The organism is Sulfuricella sp. T08 (assembly GCF_000971475.1).
Lineage (GTDB): Bacteria > Pseudomonadota > Gammaproteobacteria > Burkholderiales > Sulfuricellaceae > Sulfuricella.
On the sequence record NZ_DF967529.1, the window covers coordinates 40,869 to 57,868 of the forward strand.

Annotated in this window: 19 protein-coding genes; 18 read left to right on the forward strand and 1 reads right to left on the reverse strand. The window is 54.2% G+C overall.

All coding sequences use genetic code 11. The features are described 5' to 3' along the window. Positions 1-20: 20 nt before the first annotated feature. Positions 21-821, reverse strand: coding sequence for a type I methionyl aminopeptidase (gene map, locus SCT_RS05620; RefSeq protein ID WP_059420209.1), 801 nt, complete (start codon positions 819-821; stop codon positions 21-23). A gap of 71 nt (positions 822-892) precedes the next feature. On the opposite strand from map, the gene SCT_RS05625 reads away from it, so the two are divergent. From SCT_RS05625 to motA, 18 genes are all read left to right on the forward strand, one after another. After that, positions 893-1,321 carry a DsrE family protein gene (locus tag SCT_RS05625; RefSeq protein ID WP_059420212.1) on the forward strand — a complete coding sequence of 143 codons (429 nt, stop codon included), beginning with the start codon at positions 893-895 and terminating at the stop codon, positions 1,319-1,321. A 155-nt stretch (positions 1,322-1,476) separates the two neighbouring features. Further along, positions 1,477-2,214 (forward strand): 30S ribosomal protein S2, encoded by a 738-nt coding sequence (rpsB, locus tag SCT_RS05630; RefSeq protein ID WP_059420214.1) that lies wholly within the window; start codon positions 1,477-1,479, stop codon positions 2,212-2,214. 125 nt (positions 2,215-2,339) lie between these two features. After that, positions 2,340-3,218 carry a translation elongation factor Ts gene (gene tsf, locus SCT_RS05635; RefSeq protein WP_059420218.1) on the forward strand — a complete coding sequence of 293 codons (879 nt, stop codon included), beginning with the start codon at positions 2,340-2,342 and terminating at the stop codon, positions 3,216-3,218. 5 nt (positions 3,219-3,223) lie between these two features. After that, positions 3,224-3,940, forward strand: coding sequence for a UMP kinase (pyrH, locus tag SCT_RS05640; RefSeq protein WP_059420386.1), 717 nt, complete (start codon positions 3,224-3,226; stop codon positions 3,938-3,940). Between the two features lie 48 nt (positions 3,941-3,988). Then, positions 3,989-4,546, forward strand: coding sequence for a ribosome recycling factor (gene frr, locus SCT_RS05645; RefSeq protein ID WP_059420221.1), 558 nt, complete (start codon positions 3,989-3,991; stop codon positions 4,544-4,546). A 9-nt stretch (positions 4,547-4,555) separates the two neighbouring features. Then, entirely contained in the window at positions 4,556-5,311 is a 756-nt protein-coding gene (locus SCT_RS05650; RefSeq protein WP_059420223.1) for an isoprenyl transferase, read from the forward strand. After that, the gene (locus SCT_RS05655) at positions 5,304-6,125 is read left to right on the forward strand and encodes a phosphatidate cytidylyltransferase (protein WP_059420226.1); all 822 of its coding nucleotides are present in this window, start codon (positions 5,304-5,306) and stop codon (positions 6,123-6,125) included. The genes SCT_RS05650 and SCT_RS05655 overlap by 8 nt, the downstream gene beginning before the upstream one ends. Then, positions 6,125-7,318, forward strand: a complete 1,194-nt coding sequence (gene ispC, locus SCT_RS05660) for a 1-deoxy-D-xylulose-5-phosphate reductoisomerase (RefSeq protein ID WP_059420227.1) — start codon at positions 6,125-6,127, stop codon at positions 7,316-7,318. Before SCT_RS05655 ends, ispC begins: the two co-directional genes overlap by 1 nt. Continuing rightward, positions 7,315-8,682, forward strand: a complete 1,368-nt coding sequence (gene rseP, locus SCT_RS05665; protein ID WP_082098207.1) for an RIP metalloprotease RseP — start codon at positions 7,315-7,317, stop codon at positions 8,680-8,682. The genes ispC and rseP overlap by 4 nt, the downstream gene beginning before the upstream one ends. Before the next feature lie 6 nt (positions 8,683-8,688). Continuing rightward, a complete protein-coding gene (gene bamA, locus SCT_RS05670; protein ID WP_059420229.1) occupies positions 8,689-11,001 on the forward strand; it encodes an outer membrane protein assembly factor BamA in 2,313 nt (770 codons plus the stop codon). Positions 11,002-11,022: 21 nt separating this feature from the next. Then, entirely contained in the window at positions 11,023-11,523 is a 501-nt protein-coding gene (locus tag SCT_RS05675) for an OmpH family outer membrane protein (protein WP_202812127.1), read from the forward strand. A 48-nt stretch (positions 11,524-11,571) separates the two neighbouring features. Then, positions 11,572-12,621, forward strand: coding sequence for a UDP-3-O-(3-hydroxymyristoyl)glucosamine N-acyltransferase (lpxD, locus tag SCT_RS05680; protein ID WP_059420233.1), 1,050 nt, complete (start codon positions 11,572-11,574; stop codon positions 12,619-12,621). Between the two features lie 5 nt (positions 12,622-12,626). After that, complete coding sequence (gene fabZ / locus SCT_RS05685; protein ID WP_059420235.1) at positions 12,627-13,061, forward strand: 3-hydroxyacyl-ACP dehydratase FabZ; 435 nt, start codon at positions 12,627-12,629, stop codon at positions 13,059-13,061. After that, positions 13,062-13,832 carry an acyl-ACP--UDP-N-acetylglucosamine O-acyltransferase gene (gene lpxA, locus SCT_RS05690; RefSeq protein ID WP_059420237.1) on the forward strand — a complete coding sequence of 257 codons (771 nt, stop codon included), beginning with the start codon at positions 13,062-13,064 and terminating at the stop codon, positions 13,830-13,832. Positions 13,833-13,848: 16 nt separating this feature from the next. Further along, complete coding sequence (lpxB, locus tag SCT_RS05695) at positions 13,849-14,985, forward strand: lipid-A-disaccharide synthase (protein ID WP_059420239.1); 1,137 nt, start codon at positions 13,849-13,851, stop codon at positions 14,983-14,985. Then, the gene (gene rnhB, locus SCT_RS05700) at positions 14,986-15,576 is read left to right on the forward strand and encodes a ribonuclease HII (protein WP_059420241.1); all 591 of its coding nucleotides are present in this window, start codon (positions 14,986-14,988) and stop codon (positions 15,574-15,576) included. A gap of 11 nt (positions 15,577-15,587) precedes the next feature. After that, positions 15,588-16,043 (forward strand): CopD family protein, encoded by a 456-nt coding sequence (locus SCT_RS05705; protein ID WP_059420243.1) that lies wholly within the window; start codon positions 15,588-15,590, stop codon positions 16,041-16,043. Between the two features lie 81 nt (positions 16,044-16,124). After that, entirely contained in the window at positions 16,125-16,985 is an 861-nt protein-coding gene (gene motA / locus SCT_RS05710) for a flagellar motor stator protein MotA (protein ID WP_059420247.1), read from the forward strand. Positions 16,986-17,000 lie beyond the last annotated feature (15 nt).

Genomic DNA, 17,000 nt, shown 5'->3' on the forward strand with positions numbered 1-17,000 from the left:
GGAGGGAGGAGCTATCAAGGTCAGCTGATGAAATCAGGTTTCTTGGGCGAACCGGCGGACAGTGTCAAGACTTCATAACCGGTTTCGGTGACCAGGATGGTATGTTCCCATTGGGCCGAAAGACTGTGATCCTTGGTTACTATCGACCAGCCGTCACCGAGTTGGCGAATGTCGCGCCGGCCGGCATTGATCATTGGTTCGATGGTGAAGATCATGCCGGGAACCAGTTCGATGCCCGTGCCCGCTTTGCCATAGTGGACGACCTGGGGTTCTTCGTGGAAATTTGCACCGATGCCGTGACCGCAGAATTCGCGTACAACACTGTATCCATTGCTCTCGGCACGCTGCTGAATTACATGTCCAATGTCGCCCAGGTGGGCGCCTGGTTTGACTGCGGCGATGCCGAGCCACATGCATTCGTAGGTGATTTCACACAGGCGCTTTGCCTGGATGGAGGGCTCGCCAACATAGAACATGCGGCTGCTGTCCCCATGGTAGCCATCCTTGATGGTGGTGACATCGATATTGATGATGTCGCCGGATTTGAGCGTCTTGTCACTGGGAACGCCGTGGCAAACCTGATGGTTGACGGACGTACAGATGGATTTAGGGTAAGGGTGGTGACCGGAAGGTGCGTAATTCAGCGGGGCGGGTATGGCATGCTGCACGTTTACGGTGTAATCGTGGCAGAGCTTGTCCAGCTCGTCGGTGGTGATGCCCGCCTTGACGAAGGGGCCGATATAGTCGAGGAGTTCGGCCGCCAGTTTGCCGACGACGCGCATTTTTTCAATTTCTTCCGGGGTTTTGATTATGATGGACATGGCGCCGCTGATCGAATTAAATTGTGGTCAGTATATCAAAATAAACTGAGTCCCAAGATTTGGAGGAAGCTATGTGGTGGCTAAAAGGGGTTTTACTCTCTGTGCTATTGCTGCAAGCGGCCTTGCCGGCTAATGCCGGCGGACCTTCGGCGAAGTCTGTTCACAAGGTGGTTTTTCAGGTGAGTGACAATGAACCGCAAAAGTGGTACCTCACCCTCAGCAATGCAAAAAACGTGCAGCAAGAGCTGGGTATGATGAATGTGCAAATCGAGATCGTGGTCTACGGCCCAGGTCTGGACATGGTGCTGCTGGAAACCGAGATGGCCGAAAAAATCGATGAGGCAGTCAGCCGCGGCGTGAAAATCGTAGCCTGCGAGAACACCATGATCGGCCGCAAGCTGACTCATGCGGACATGTACCCGTCCATCGGCTACGTCAAGGCGGGGGTGGTGGAGCTGATGAAACGACAGCGCGAGGGATGGGCTTACATTCGTCCTTGAGGAAATCCTTGCAGGCGTGCTAGAATTGCAAGTTAAGTTTTATGGCCAATGGCTTGAAAACTTAAAACTTCGCACATCCGCTTAACGTACAGGGTGCCCGGCTAGCCGGGTGGTATCGGGCGGGTGGAGGCATAACCCTTACTAGGAGCAGCAAAATGTCAGTGACCATGCGTCAGATGTTGGAAGCGGGCGTCCATTTCGGACACCAAACCCGTTACTGGAACCCCAAGATGGCGCCGTTTATTTTCGGCGACCGCAACAAGATTCACATTATCAACCTGGAAAAAACCCTGCCGATGTATCAGGATGCGATGAAGTTCATGCGCAAACTGGCTTCGAACAAGGGCAGCATCCTGTTTGTCGGCACCAAGCGTCAGGCTCGTGAAATCCTCAAGGAAGAAGCAGAGCGCGCGGGTTGCCATTTCGTGAATTTCCGCTGGCTCGGCGGCATGCTGACCAACTTCAAGACGGTCAAGCAGTCCATCAAGCGTTTGCAGGAAGTGCAGACCATGCTGTCGGAAGAGAACATCGGCAAGCTGGCCAAGAAGGAAGCATTGCTCCTTCGCCGCGAACTGGACAAGCTGGAACGCAGTCTGGGCGGGATCAAGGATATGGGTGGCCTGCCTGATATGATTTTTGTGATCGACGTAGGCCACGAGAAGGGCGCGATCACTGAGGCCAACAAGCTGGGCATTCCAGTGGTTGGCGTGGTGGATACCAACAATTCCCCGATTGGCGTGAATTACGTTATTCCCGGTAATGACGACTCTACTCAGGCCATCCGTCTGTACGTCAGGGGCGCCGCCGATGCAATTCTGGAAGGGCGTAGTCAGTCGCTGCAGGAGATCGTCGGCGAGGAGTTTGTCGAGGTTGAAGAGCAGGCGGCTGAGTAATCAGCCTGCAAAAAAAGGGGCCTTCGAGCCCCTTTTTTATGTCTGAATTTGAATTTTAATGGCGCACGTGCTGTAAAAAGCTCTAGCTGCGACAGCTTAAATATATTTTAGCAAGGAGTTTGAAAATGGCGGAAATCACCGCAAGCATGGTCAAGGACCTGCGTGAATTGACCGGCCTCGGCATGATGGAGTGCAAGAAGGCGCTGGTTGAGGCAGACGGCGATATCAAGGCAGCTGAAGATGCGCTGCGCATCAAGAGCGGCGCCAAGGCCGGCAAGGCAGCCAGCCGCATTGCAGCTGAAGGTGTGGTAGCCAGCTTTATCAGTGCGGACCGCAAGACCGGCGCCCTGGTTGAAGTCAACTGCGAAACCGATTTCGTGGCCAAGAATGACGATTTCAACAATTTCGCCAAGGAAGTGGCTCAGGCAGTGGCACAGCAGAATCCATCGGATGTTGCCGCTCTGTCCGTAATGAAGCTGGCCTCTGGCAGTACCATTGAGGAAACACGCCAAGGTTTGGTGATGAAGCTGGGTGAAAATATTGCGGTTCGCCGCTTTGTTCGCTTCAGTTCGGCTGGCCAAATGGCGGTCTACCTGCATGGCACCAAGATCGGCGTGCTGGTAGATTACACCGGCGGCGAAGAGTCGCTGGGCAAGGATATCGCCATGCACATTGCGGCCAGCAAACCGGTTTGTGTTTCCAGGGAACAAGTGCCTGCTGACCTGCTTGCCAAGGAACGTGAAATTTATACCGCCCAGGCAGCTGAGAGCGGCAAGCCAGCCAACATCGTCGAGAAGATGGTGGAAGGCCGGATTACCAAATATCTCGCCGAAGTGACTCTGGTTGGTCAGCCCTTCGTCAAGGATCCCGACATGACGGTGGAAAAACTGCTGGCTTCCAAAGGTGCCCAGGTCAATGCTTTCCAGATGTTCGTGGTGGGCGAGGGTATCGAGAAGCGCAGCACCGATTTCGCCGCTGAAGTGGCGGCTGCCGCAAAGGTGTAATGTCTATGACTACCCCCAAGTACAAACGCATTCTGATTAAGCTTTCTGGCGAAGCGCTGATGGGCGATGACAGCTACGGTATCAACCGTGATGTTATCGATCGCATCGTTTCCGAAATCGGTGATGTGATTCAACTTGGGGTAGAAGTCGCGGTAGTAGTTGGAGGTGGCAATATTTTCCGTGGCGTGGCACCCGCATCTGCGGGTATGGATCGCGCCACCGCCGACTATATGGGTATGCTGGCTACCGTGATGAACGCATTAGCGCTACAGGATGCCATGCGGCGCGCCGGCCTCATCGCGCGAGTGCAATCGGCGCTGACCATTCAACAGGTAGCGGAACCTTATATTCGTGGCAAGGCATTGCGTTATCTGGAAGAAGGCAAAGTCGTGATTTTCGGTGCGGGCACCGGCAATCCATTCTTTACCACGGACACGGCCGCTGCACTGCGCGCCTCCGAGATGGCAGCGCAGGTAGTGCTCAAGGCGACCAAAGTGGATGGTGTTTATACTGCGGACCCGAAGACCGATCCGGAAGCAACACGCTATGACCGTCTCAGTTTCGACGAGGCGATTGCCAAAAACCTCAAGGTCATGGATGCTACCGCGCTAGCGCTGTGCCGCGATCAGAAAATGCCGCTGTGCGTGTTCAGCATTTTCAAGCATGGTGCGTTGAAACGTGTAGTGATGGGCGAAGATGAAGGAACGCTGGTTGAGTGTTGAAAGCTCACTAATAAAGTGGGTTGAGTCTGGACAGGAAGGATTCTTGACATGATTGCAGACGTAAAAAAATCAGCCGAGCAAAGAATGCAGAAGAGCCTTGAGGCTCTGAAGGTGGATTTGGGCAAGGTGCGCACCGGTCGCGCTCATACTGGGATACTCGATCACGTAATGGTCGATTACTACGGTTCTCTTGTGCCGATCAGCTCGGTTGCCAACATCAACTTGATCGATTCGCGCAACATCGGCGTGACGCCATGGGAAAAGAAAATGGTGGGCGCTGTTGAGAAAGCGATCCGTGACTCCGATCTGGGTCTTAATCCCTCCAGCCAGGGCGATCTGATCCGGGTGCCGACGCCGGCGCTGACGGAAGAGCGCCGCAGGGAATTGATCAAGGTCGTCAAGAACGAGGCGGAAAACGCCAAAGTGGCTGTGCGTAATGTACGACGCGACGCCAATGCAACGCTCAAAGATTTGCTGAAAGATAAAGCGATCAGCGAGGATGATGAGCGCCGCTCCCAGGAAGAAATCCAGAAGCTGACTGACCGGTATATTGCTGAAGTCGATAAGGTCCTTCAAGCCAAGGAAACCGATCTGATGGCAATTTAGAGGCGCGAAGTGGCCCTGTTTACCAGCTCCACTCGCAGCATCCCCGAAATCGGGGATGTGCCGCAGCATATTGCCATCATCATGGATGGCAACGGCAGGTGGGCCAAGAAGCGGTTCATGCCGCGTATCGCCGGCCACAAGCGCGGCGTTGAAGTTGTCAGAACCACGGTAAAGGCCTGTTCCGAACTTGGGGTCAAATACCTGACACTGTTCGCCTTCAGCAGCGAAAACTGGCGCCGCCCGGCGGAGGAAGTGTCGTTTCTGATGCAGCTGTTCATGCTCGCCCTCGAACGGGAAGTCACTAAACTCCATAATAACAACATCCGGCTGAAAGTTATCGGCGACCGCTCCCGTTTTGAGGGCAAACTGGTCGAGATGATCGATCACGCTGAATCGCTCACGAAAAACAATACCGGGTTGACTCTGACCATCGCCGCCAATTACGGCGGCCGCTGGGACTTGGTTCAGGCAACACACAGGATGTTGGAGGCTAATCCTGATTGTGGCCAGATTTTCAAGGAAGAGGAGCTGGAGCCCTATCTTTCCACCAGCTATGCGCCGGAGCCGGATCTGTTCATACGCACCGGCGGGGAGAAGCGTATCAGCAACTTCATGCTTTGGCAGTTGGCCTATGCGGAACTGTATTTTACCGACACATTGTGGCCGGATTTCAATAGTACAGCCTTAAAGCGCGCGATCGAATCCTTCCAGCAAAGAGAGCGCCGCTTCGGGCGCACCAGCGAGCAGCTTAAGTCAAATGCTTAAGACACGCGTTCTGACCGTTCTTTTGCTGTTGCCTTTATTTTTAGCCGCACTGTTTCTTCTCCCGGATATGGGTTGGGCGCTACTGATGCTGGGGGTGGTGCTGCTGATCGGCGCCCGTGAGTGGTCGAAAATTTCCGCTTTCTCTGGTTTCCAGGGCTGGGTTTATGTGCTGCTGACGCTGTTCATCGGTCTGGCACTGCTGCCCGAATCTTCTCGTTCAGCCAATTTCATGTTGTACGGTATTGCCTTCCTTTTCTGGGCGCTACTGGTTCCGCTGTGGCTGCACAATCAATGGCGTACCAGGCACTGGATTACCATGGCGCTGATCGGTTGGGTTGTTTTGATTCCCACCTGGCTTGCCCTGGTTGAGCTGCGAGATTTAGCCCCCGGACTGCTTCTGGGCTTGCTAGCGATGGTCTGGATAGCTGATACCGCCGCCTATTTTGCTGGCCGCAAATTTGGCCGGCACAAGCTGGCTCCGACGATCAGCCCGGGTAAAACCTGGGAGGGTGTCGCCGGTGCGTTCTTGGGCGTTACCTTGTATGGTATGACTTGGGGAATTTGTGACAGTTCCATCGTGCTGTTCAGCTCGGGTTTGTGGCTGGGAATACTGTTGCTGTGGCTGCTGACGCTGTTCAGTATCCTGGGGGATTTGTTCGAGTCCTGGATGAAGCGCGTGGCCGGGCTCAAGGATAGCGGTCAGATTCTTCCCGGCCATGGCGGTATATTGGACCGCATCGACGCCCTGACTGCGGCGATGCCCATAGCCGCTTTCGGGCTGCTTCTCATCAAGAATTACAACTTAGTAAGCTGATGTCAAAAATTCAAAATATTACCGTGCTTGGCTCGACTGGGACGATCGGCATGAATACCCTGGATGTCATTGGTCGCCATGCCGAGCGTTTTCGGGTGGTTGCGCTGACCGCGAATCTCCAGGTAGACCGCCTGTTTGAGCAATGCCGTCAATTTCAGCCCGATTACGCGGTCATGCTCGATCCGGATTGTGCAGAGGTGTTGCATGGGAAGATCAAGCTGGCTGGCCTCGATGTCGAGGTTCTTAGCGGCATTGAGGCGCTGGAAAGGGTGTCGTCGCTACCCCAGGTGGATAGTGTGATGGCGGCGATTGTCGGTAGCGCCGGGTTGCGCCCTTCGCTGGCCGCGGCCAAGGCAGGCAAGCGCATCCTGCTTGCCAACAAGGAAACGCTGGTGATGTCGGGCAGCGTGTTCATGGATGCGGTCAGGGAGCACAAAGCCACGTTATTGCCCATTGACAGCGAGCATAATGCAATTTTCCAGTCTCTGCCAAGAGACTTTTCGGGTGATCTGGGTGGCTCGGGGGTCAAGCGCATCCTGCTTACCGCGTCGGGCGGGCCTTTCCGCACTGTGCCGCTGCGCGACCTGGATAATGTGACGCCTCAGCAGGCCTGTGCCCATCCGAACTGGGTAATGGGGCGGAAAATCTCCGTGGATTCGGCGACCATGATGAACAAGGGGCTGGAAGTCATTGAGGCGCACTGGCTGTTTAACGCAGATGCGGACAAAATCCAGGTGGTGATTCATCCCCAGAGTGTGATTCATTCAATGGTGGAGTACATCGATGGGTCGGTGCTGGCGCAGTTGGGTAATCCTGACATGCGCACGCCGATTGCTTATGCGCTGGGTTTTCCAGAACGGATCGATGCCGGAGTCTCCTCGCTGGACCTGTTCAAAATAGCACGTCTCGATTTCGAAGCGCCAGATAACGTTCGTTTTCCCTGCCTCGATCTGGCATACCAGGCTTTGCGTCAAGGAGGTACGACTCCTGCTACCTTGAATGCGGCGAACGAAGTGGCGGTAGATGCATTTCTCGATGAGCGCATTCCCTTCAAGCTGATTCCGGCCCTGATAGAAAGTGTGTTGAACCAAAACGGATCCAAACCGGTCTTGGCACTGGAAGATGTGATTGATGCAGATGCAGATGCGCGCGAATCGGCTCGGGAATGGATGCGCTCGATGGGATACGCATGAGCCTGTTGTTTACCCTTGCGGCATTTGCCGTCACGCTCGGCATTCTGATCGTCGTTCACGAATACGGGCATTACATCGTGGCGCGCTGGTGCGGTGTCCGGGTGCTGCGTTTTTCTGTGGGTTTCGGCAAGCCGCTGATAACCAGGAAGTTTGCGTCGGAAGGCACGGAATGGGTGTTGGCCGCTTTCCCGCTGGGCGGCTACGTCAAGATGCTGGACGAGCGGGAAGGGCCGGTCGAGCCGGCCGAACTGCCCTATGCTTTCAATAGCCAATCCATTTATCGACGCATCGCCATCGTGATGGCTGGGCCGGTCGCAAATCTCATTCTTGCCGTGTTGTTGTACTGGTTTCTGTTTGTTTACGGCGTGCCGGGTATCAAGCCGGTTCTGGGGGAGGTGCCGTTGGCTACTCCCGCTGCAACTGCGTCTTTTCATCGCGGCGATACGATTATCCGGATCGGCGACGAGCCGGCCGCGACCTGGCAGGATGTGAACTGGATATTACTTCAGCATGCCGTTCAGAAATCTGGGGTGGAAATTGAAACTCGCAACGAGCGTGGCGAAATTGCTACGCATCAGCTTGACTTGGCTGGCTTGTCGTCCGACGAGTTGGACAATGATTTCATGGGAAAGCTTGGGTTAAAGCGCTTTCAACCCGATTTGCCGGCCAAAATTGGCAGGCTTCAGCCGGACGGCGTTGCAGCCAAGGCTGGCCTGAGGGTCGGAGATGAAATTATTTCCGTGAATCAGACTCAGCTTGATCGCTGGGAAGAACTCGTGCAATGGGTCAGGCGGAACCCTGGTCTGCCTCTGACGCTGGCCATAAAAAGAGGCGGCGAGTATTTCCAGGTAAAAGTGATCCCCGATGCAGTAAAGGAAAACGGAGATTCCTCCGTAGGCAAGATCGGCGCGTCGCCGATGGTGGATCCGGCCTTGTTTGCAAAACTGGTTACGGAGGTGCGTTATCCTGTCGACAGGGCCTTTGTACAGGCGCTGCGGAAAACCTGGGATACGTCATTGTTCAGTCTGAAGATGCTGGGCAAGATGGTTACCGGTCAGGTTTCCTGGAAGAACATCAGCGGCCCAATTACCATCGCTGATTATGCCGGACAATCCGCACGCTTCGGTTGGGTTCCCTACATCAGCTTTCTGGCACTGATCAGCATCAGCCTCGGGGTGCTCAATTTATTGCCCGTCCCCTTATTGGATGGGGGGCATTTGATGTATTATATGGTCGAAATGATCAAGGGGAGCCCCGTTTCCGAGAAGACCATGGAAATCGGGCAGCAGATCGGCATTGCGATCCTGCTGACATTAATGATTTTCGCTTTCTATAACGATATTAACCGTCTGGTTGTTGGCTAAACAATAATGAAATTAAAACTCCTGCCGATGTTGTTGATGAGCCTGTATGGTGCTTCTGCCTGGGCGTTTCAGCCGTTTGTTATCAAGGATATTCGGGTAGAGGGAATTCAGCGTACAGAGGCCGGGACGGTATTCAGCTACCTGCCGGTCAAGGTGGGCGAGAAACTGGACGACGAGAAAGCTGCTGTGGCCATCAAGGCATTGTATGGAACCGGTTTTTTCAAGGATGTTCGGTTGGAGGTTGAAGGCGATGTATTGATCGTCATGGTGCAGGAACGGCCGGCGATTTCCCAAATCGATTTCGTAGGACTCAAGGAATTCGACAAGAAGCAGCTTGTGGATGGGTTGAAACAAGTCGGGCTGGCCGAGGGCCGGATTTTCGACAAATCCCTGCTGGACAAGGCTGAGCAGGAGCTCAAACGCCAATATCTCAGCCGCGGCAAATATGCGGTTGCGATTACCACCACTGTCACGCCACTGGAGCGCAACCGCACTGCCATCAGCTTCAATATCACTGAAGGCGAAGTGGCGAAGATCCAGCAGATCAACATAGTCGGCAACCAGGCTTTCCCTGAGAAGGACCTCCTCGATCTGTTCGTGCTTTCCACTCCCGGATGGATGAGCTGGTGGAGCAAGAACGATCAGTACTCCAAGCAGAAACTGGCTGCAGACATCGAAACGCTACGTTCCTATTACTTGAACCGCGGCTATCTCGAATTCAATCTGGATTCCACACAGGTATCCATTTCCCCTGACAAGCAATCCATCTATATCACCATCAACATCACTGAAGGCCAGAAGTACACGGTTTCTGACGTCAAGCTGGCAGGGGAAATGCTGGTGCCTGAAGATGAGCTACGCAAGCTGATCAAGATTCAGCCGGGCGATGTCTTCTCAAGGGAAAAGCTGACCGAAAGTACAAAGTTGATCGGTGATCGCCTCGGCAAGGACGGCTACGCGTTTGCCAACGTCAACGCGGTCCCCGAACTCAACAAGGAAAAACAGGAGGCGAAATTCACCTTCTTCATCGATCCGGGTCGGCGGGTTTATGTGCGCCACATCAACGTAACCGGCAACACCAAAACGCGGGATGAAGTCGTTCGCCGCGAGATGCGCCAGATGGAAGGTGCCTGGTACGCTGCCGATAAGGTTACCCGGTCACGCGAACGGATTGACCGCCTAGGATATTTTTCTGATGTCAACGTTGAAACGCCCGCTGTTGCCGGCACCACCGACCAGGTGGACATGAACGTCAGCGTGACGGAAAAGCCCACTGGCAGCATCATGGCGGGTGCGGGTTTTTCCAGTTCGGAAGGCTTCATTCTTAGTGGCTCTATTTCACAGGCTAACGTATTCGGTAGCGGCAACTATCTTTCCACTCAGTTCAACAGCGGCAAGATCAATACGGTGTATTCGCTGTCCTACACCAACCCTTACTACACCGACGATGGCATCAGTCGCGGCTTTGACATTTATGAGCGTAAAGTAAATTCATCTTCCTTGTCGGTTTCCCGGTACGACTCAAAGTCCATTGGCGGCGGGGTGCGCTTCGGGGTGCCATTAAACGAAATGGATTCGGTCAATTTCGGTTTGTCGGTCGAGAGTACCCAATTAAAGTTATACACCGATCCCGCACTTGGCGGAGTCAGCCCTCAACGCTACGTGGATTATGTCAATCAATTTGGCGACACTAATACCACCTTGCGTGGGGATATTGGCTGGGCAAGGGATACTCGTGACAGCATTATTTATCCGACAAAAGGCAGCCTGCAAAGGGCATTTTCCGAGGTGGGGCTACCCGGGGGGGACATTAAGTACTACAAGCTTTCCTATCAGCATCAGTGGCTCAGGCCTTTGATTCAGGATTTCACCCTGATGTTAAACGGCGAAGCCGGGTACGCCAATGGTTACGGCGGCAAACCGTTGCCCTTCTTCAAAAGCTTCTTCGCCGGCGGCAATACTTCGGTGCGCGGTTTCAAGTCATCTTCGCTTGGTCCTAAAGACATTGATGGCAATGCGCTGGGTGGCAATCGCCGTCTGGTGGGAAATGCAGAGGTGCTGTTCCCGTTTCCGGGCATGAAAAAGGACAAATCCCTGCGCATGAGCCTGTTCCTTGATGCCGGATCGGTTTTTGGCGATGGCGATATCGCTGGACAATATTCCAAGATCAGCTTTGCCGACATGCGTTATTCCACCGGTCTTGCCGTTAGCTGGCAGTCCCCGATGGGGCCCATGAAATTCAGCATTGCCGCACCACTCAATTCCAAAGCAACAGACAGGTTGGAGAGGTTCCAGTTTATTTTGGGTTCCACGTTCTAATCGCGATTTCAGGAGATCAAGTTGAACAAGATTATTGCTGTATTAATTGCCGCCACTTTATTGCCGATTGCGGCAGGGGCATCCGCCGCCGAAATGAAGATCGGCTTCGTCAACACCGAGCGGGTTTTTCGGGAAGCAGCCCCGGCTATGAAGGCACAGAAAAAACTCGAGAAGGAATTCGCTGCACGCGAGCAGGAACTGCAAAAAATGGCGAAACAGGCCAAGGAACTGCAGGCTCATCTGGAGCGGGAAGGCGTGACGATCAGTGAATCCGATCGACGCAACAAGGAGCGCGACCTCGCCAATCTGAATCGCGATTTCCAACGTGCTCAACGAGAATTCCGGGAAGACCTCAACCTGAGGCGAAACGAGGAGCTGGGCGCCGTTCATGATCGTGCCAGAAAAACGATCATGGAGATCGCCGAGAAGGAGAAGTTCGATCTGGTGTTGGAAGAAGCGGTTTATTTCAGTCCGCGGATCGATATTACCGATAGGGTATTGAAGGCTTTGACCGATAAATAAGGCTTTTTTCCCGATGCGCATAGCGGGCGCCTTCTGCCGGATGATTCCATGATTCGGACTGGTACGGGCTACACGCTGGGTGCTATCGTCGAGCGGTTTGGCGGTGAGCTGATTGGCGACGCAGATGTCGTGGTCAATCAGGTCGCGCCGCTTTCCTCTGCACTATCCGGGCATATCAGCTTTCTCACCAATCCGAAATACCGCCGGCTACTGGAAAATTGCAGGGCTGGCGCAGTGATCCTGGGAGTCGCGGAGCGCGATGCGACCGACCTGCCGCGTATTTTGAGCGATAACCCGTATGCTTATTTTGCCAAGGTTTCCGCATTGCTCAATCCCCGGCATGCCGAATCACCCGGTATCCACTCAACGGCGATAGTCGATCAAACTGCAATCATTCCAGCCTCAGCCACAATTGGGGCATTCGCGTTTATCGGAAAGGGTGTAGAAATCGGTGAACACGCTGTCATCGGATCCGGTTGTCACCTCGGTGATGGGGTCGAGGTCGGGGATGATTCGCTGCTTTACCCGCAAGTGGTGGTCTACCATGGCTGTATTATTGGTAATCGTGCCATCCTGCATTCGGGAGCAGTGATCGGGGCTGACGGATTTGGCATTGCCATGGAAAAAGGGCGCTGGATCAAGGTTCCGCAGATCGGTCGGGTGGTCATCGGAGATGACGTTGAAATTGGCGCCAATACCACGATTGACCGGGGAGCCCTGGACGACACTATTATTGAGGATGGCGTCAAGCTGGATAACCAGATTCAGGTCGCGCATAACGTGCGTATCGGCGCTCATACCGCGATTGCGGGTTGCGTCGGGATCGCCGGCAGCGCAAAAATCGGGAAGCACTGCACGGTGGGAGGCGGCGCGGTGATTCTGGGGCACCTCGAGATTGCTGATCGCGTCAACATTTCCGCCGGTACCTTGGTTACCAAGTCGATCACCAAAGAGGGGACGTATACCTCCGTGATGCCATTTTCCGCACATCAGGACTGGCTCAAGAATGCAGCTCATCTTCGCCATCTGGATAAAATGGCGGAGAAATTGAGCGAACTGGAAAAAAAAATCAGCGAACTGGAAAGGAAACAGCCTTGAATAGCATGGATATCCACGAAATATTGCAGTATTTGCCGCACCGCTACCCTTTTTTGCTGGTTGACCGCGTTGTTTCGTGCGAACCGGGGAAGAGTATCGTGGCACTGAAAAACGTGACGATCAATGAGCCCTTTTTCGTCGGCCATTTCCCGCACCATCCAGTGATGCCGGGCGTGCTCATTATCGAAGCCCTGGCCCAGGCGGCAGCGATTCTGTCGTTCAAGACCATGGGCACCCGGCCTGACGACAAGTCCGTGTATTACTTTGTCGGCATCGACGGTGCGCGCTTCAAAAAACCGGTATCTGCCGGCGATCAACTGACTCTCGAGGTGGAGATTACCAGGTCGGTCAAGGGGATCTGGAAATACGCGGCGCGTGCCAAGGTCGACGGTGCCGTCGTGACCGAAGCAGAGCTGATGTGCACGGTGAAAGCCCTGTAAATGGTTCACCCGACAGCAATCGTTCATGAGGGTGCCAGACTGGCTCCCGATGTCAGCGTAGGGCCCTATTCGATCATCGGCGAGCATGTCGAAATCGGCGCTGGAACATCGATCGGCCCGCATGTGGTGATCAATGGTCATACCCGGATCGGCAAGGACAACCGGATTTTCCAATTTTCGTCTCTGGGAGAGATGCCGCAGGACAAGAAGTACCAGGGAGAAGAAACCCGCCTGGAAATTGGCGACCGTAATGTGATTCGTGAATTCTGCACGTTCAACCGGGGTACTTCGCAGGACGTGGGAGTGACGCGGGTGGGTGACGACAACTGGATCATGGCCTATGTACACTTGGCGCATGACTGTCAGATCGGCAGCCATACCATCTTTGCCAACAACGCCCAATTGGCTGGTCATGTGCAGGTCGGAGATTACGCCATTCTCGGCGGTTTTACCGTGGTTCATCAGTTTTGCCATATCGGCGGGCACAGCATCACCGGGATGGGCACCATCCTGTTCAAGGATGTTCCTCCCTATGTCACAGCGGCCGGTCATGATGCACAACCTCATGGCATCAACTCGGAAGGGCTGAAGCGCAGGGGGTTCTCCAGCGAAGCCATATTGGCGATCAAGCGCGCCTACAAGACACTATACAAGTCGGGGCTTACCCTGGAACAGGCGAAGCTGGCCCTGGCCGAGCAGATGCATGCCTGCCCCGAAATTCAGATTCTGACCGATTTCCTCGCTCATTCCACGCGCGGCATCATTCGTTAACAGGGTTTTAGATCAATTGAAAGTCGGAATTGTCGCGGGCGAAGCATCAGGTGATTTACTGGGCGCCCACCTGGTTAAAGCGCTGAAGAACCGTGTTCCAGGTGTCGAATTTGTAGGCATCGGCGGGCCGAAAATGCTGGCTGCCGGCGTAAATTCACTGTTCCCCATGGAAAAGCTGGCCGTTCGTGGCTATGTCGAGGTGCTGCGGCATTATCGGGGGATCGTCAAAATTCGGCATAAACTGCTGCGCCATTTCGTGGAAAATCCGCCAGATGTATTCATCGGCGTGGATGCACCTGACTTCAATCTCGACCTGGAACTCAGGCTGAAGAAGAGGGGAATCCCCACCGTCCATTACGTCAGCCCGTCAATCTGGGCATGGCGTGGTGAACGCATTCACAAGATCGCTCGGGCTGTGTCCCATATGCTGGTGCTATTCCCGTTCGAGAAGAAAATCTATGATGCAGTGGGCGTTCCGGCCACTTATGTCGGTCATCCATCGGCTGATATGTTGCCGGAACAACCCAACCGGATTGCCGCGCGTGAGCAGCTCAGGCTGCCTCTAGGTGATCATGTCATCGCGCTTTTGCCGGGCAGTCGGCAGAGCGAAGTTCATTACATGGCCAGGCTGTTTGTGGAGACTGCGCGCATGATTGCCGCCGTCACTCCAAATGTGCATTTCCTGGTGCCGCTGCTGAGCCGTGAAACGCGCAATATGTTTGAGACTGAACTGTATCGCGCGGGAGGCGGCGACTTGCCGCTAACAATATTGTTCGGCCACGCCCATGACGCCATGACGGCCGCAGACGCGGTGCTGGTGGCCTCTGGCACCGCGACGCTGGAAGCGGCATTGCTGAAATGCCCGATGGTGATCACGTACAAAATGTCGCCCTTGACCTGGCGCATGATGCAGAGCAAGAAATACCTGCCCTATGTCGGGTTGCCGAACATTCTCGCAGGGCGCTTCATTGTGCCGGAACTGTTGCAGGATGAGGCCACGCCGGAAAACTTGTCCCAGGCAGTGCTGAACCTGGTCAATGATGGGCCGGTCAGGGAGAAGTTGACTCGCGCCTTCTCCAGGATGCATCTCGATCTCAAGCAAAATTCCGCAGAAAAAGCCGTGGACGCCATTCTGCCGTTTCTGACTACATAAATGAGCACACGTTCAAACTGGCTCATTTGCGGTGTTGACGAAGCAGGTCGTGGGCCGTTGGCTGGGGCCGTTTTCGCGGCTGCGGTGATACTCGATGGAGAGCGGCCGATAGCAGGGCTGGCCGACTCGAAAAAATTGAGCGAAAAAAAGCGCGAGTACCTGTCTGAACAAATCAGGGAACGTGCTCTGGCTTGGGCCATCGCCAAAGCCGAAGCCGATGAAATTGACAGTATCAACATCCTCCAGGCAAGCCTGCTCGCAATGCGGCGCGCAGTGGAAAAGCTGCTGCCCGTCCCATCGGAGGCTCTGATCGATGGCCTGCATTGCCCAAAACTGGTTATGCCCTGTCGAGCTATCGTCAAGGGCGACAGTAGCGTGGCGGAAATTTCGGCGGCCTCCATTTTAGCCAAAACCGCGCGGGACGCAGAAATGCTTCGATTGCATCAGGAATATCCGCAATATGGCTTCGACCGACATAAAGGCTATCCGACCGCAATGCACCTTGAAGCTTTGCGGCGTCATGGCGCAAGCGAAATTCACCGCAGAAGCTTTGCTCCAGTTAAACTGGCGATTGCCCATAAATTGATATAACAGGAGAAACCATGGCTTTTGCGATCTTTTTGCATGTTCTGGGTGTGGTGATTTGGGTAGGCGGCATGTACTTTGCTCACCAGATGTTGCGCCCGGTTGCCGCCGACTTGCTCGCTCCACCTCAGCGGCTGCCATTGTGGGCTAGGGTGTTCGAGCGTTTTTTTCCTGTAGTGTGGATATCCGTGGTGCTAATCCTGCTCAGTGGACTGTATATGATCATGCTGCTGGGGGGATTCAAGGCCATCGCATTGAGTATTCACGCAATGTTCGGAATCGGACTGGTAATGATGCTGGTTTTTTGCTTCGTTTATTTTATTCCCTATGGCAAACTAGTACGTGCCGTTGCTGCCCAGGAATGGAAGCAAGCCGGCGATGCGCTGGCCACAATCCGCAAGCTGATAGGCTTCAATCTGATTCTGGGGTTGATCAACATTGCCGTTGCTGCCTTGAGCCGCATTGTGTTCTGAGAAGAACACAATTTGTCATATATTATTGCAATCCAGCTGGCCTGTGATTGAACTGTTTTTTGTCTGGGAGCGGTAAACGAGATGTTTGTAATTATCGGTTACGTGGTTGTTTGTGCTTCCGTCTTCGGCGGCTTCGCGCTGGGTGGCGGTCATCTCGCCGCGTTGCTCCAGCCGTTGGAGTTGTTGATGATCGGTGGCGGGGCGGGAGGAGCCTTTCTTGTCGGCAATAACGGAAAGGCGATCAAAGCAACCCTGAAGGCATTGCCAACCATATTTAAGGGTTCGAAGTACACCAAGGCGCTTTACCTGGAACTATTTGCCCTGCTTTATGAAATTTTGGCCAAGGTGCGCAAGGAAGGGCTGATGGCGATCGAATCCGATGTCGATGCGCCGCATGAAAGTCCGGTGTTTTCCAAATACCCTAAAATTGTCAGCGATCACCATGTCGTCGAATTTATCACCGATTATTTACGCATCATGGTGGGCGGCAACCTCAACGCCTTCGAAATCGAAAACCTGATGGATAACGAAATCGATACTCACCACCATGAGGGGGCGGTGCCAGCCGGGGTGATCGCCAAACTGGGCGATGGCATGCCAGCATTCGGCATCGTGGCGGCGGTGATGGGGGTGGTGCATACCATGGAATCGGTCGGTATCCCACCTGCTGAGCTGGGTATCCTAATCGCTCATGCACTGGTCGGCACCTTTCTGGGGATACTCCTCGCTTACGGTTTCGTCGGCCCGCTGTCCACACTACTGGAGCAGAAACATGACGAAAGCACAAAATTGTACAATGTAATCAAGGTGACCTTGCTGGCCAGCCTGAATGGTTACGCACCACAGGTCGCGGTAGAATTCGGGCGCAAGGTGCTGTATTCAACCGAGCGTCCTACCTTCATGGAACTGGAAGAATACGTCAAGCAAAGCAAGTCGAAATGACCTTTCGCATGTCAG

Bases quoted from the DNA above. Each gene is read 5' to 3' on its own strand.
- map (WP_059420209.1), bottom strand. From the start codon at position 821: ATGTCCATCATAATCAAAACCCCGGAAGAAATTGAAAAAATGCGCGTC.
- SCT_RS05625 (WP_059420212.1), top strand. From the start codon at position 893: ATGTGGTGGCTAAAAGGGGTTTTACTCTCTGTGCTATTGCTGCAAGCG.
- rpsB (WP_059420214.1), top strand. From the start codon at position 1,477: ATGTCAGTGACCATGCGTCAGATGTTGGAAGCGGGCGTCCATTTCGGA.
- tsf (WP_059420218.1), top strand. From the start codon at position 2,340: ATGGCGGAAATCACCGCAAGCATGGTCAAGGACCTGCGTGAATTGACC.
- pyrH (WP_059420386.1), top strand. From the start codon at position 3,224: ATGACTACCCCCAAGTACAAACGCATTCTGATTAAGCTTTCTGGCGAA.
- frr (WP_059420221.1), top strand. From the start codon at position 3,989: ATGATTGCAGACGTAAAAAAATCAGCCGAGCAAAGAATGCAGAAGAGC.
- SCT_RS05655 (WP_059420226.1), top strand. From the start codon at position 5,304: ATGCTTAAGACACGCGTTCTGACCGTTCTTTTGCTGTTGCCTTTATTT.
- ispC (WP_059420227.1), top strand. From the start codon at position 6,125: ATGTCAAAAATTCAAAATATTACCGTGCTTGGCTCGACTGGGACGATC.
- rseP (WP_082098207.1), top strand. From the start codon at position 7,315: ATGAGCCTGTTGTTTACCCTTGCGGCATTTGCCGTCACGCTCGGCATT.
- bamA (WP_059420229.1), top strand. From the start codon at position 8,689: ATGAAATTAAAACTCCTGCCGATGTTGTTGATGAGCCTGTATGGTGCT.
- lpxD (WP_059420233.1), top strand. From the start codon at position 11,572: ATGATTCGGACTGGTACGGGCTACACGCTGGGTGCTATCGTCGAGCGG.
- fabZ (WP_059420235.1), top strand. From the start codon at position 12,627: ATGGATATCCACGAAATATTGCAGTATTTGCCGCACCGCTACCCTTTT.
- lpxA (WP_059420237.1), top strand. From the start codon at position 13,062: ATGGTTCACCCGACAGCAATCGTTCATGAGGGTGCCAGACTGGCTCCC.
- rnhB (WP_059420241.1), top strand. From the start codon at position 14,986: ATGAGCACACGTTCAAACTGGCTCATTTGCGGTGTTGACGAAGCAGGT.
- SCT_RS05705 (WP_059420243.1), top strand. From the start codon at position 15,588: ATGGCTTTTGCGATCTTTTTGCATGTTCTGGGTGTGGTGATTTGGGTA.
- motA (WP_059420247.1), top strand. From the start codon at position 16,125: ATGTTTGTAATTATCGGTTACGTGGTTGTTTGTGCTTCCGTCTTCGGC.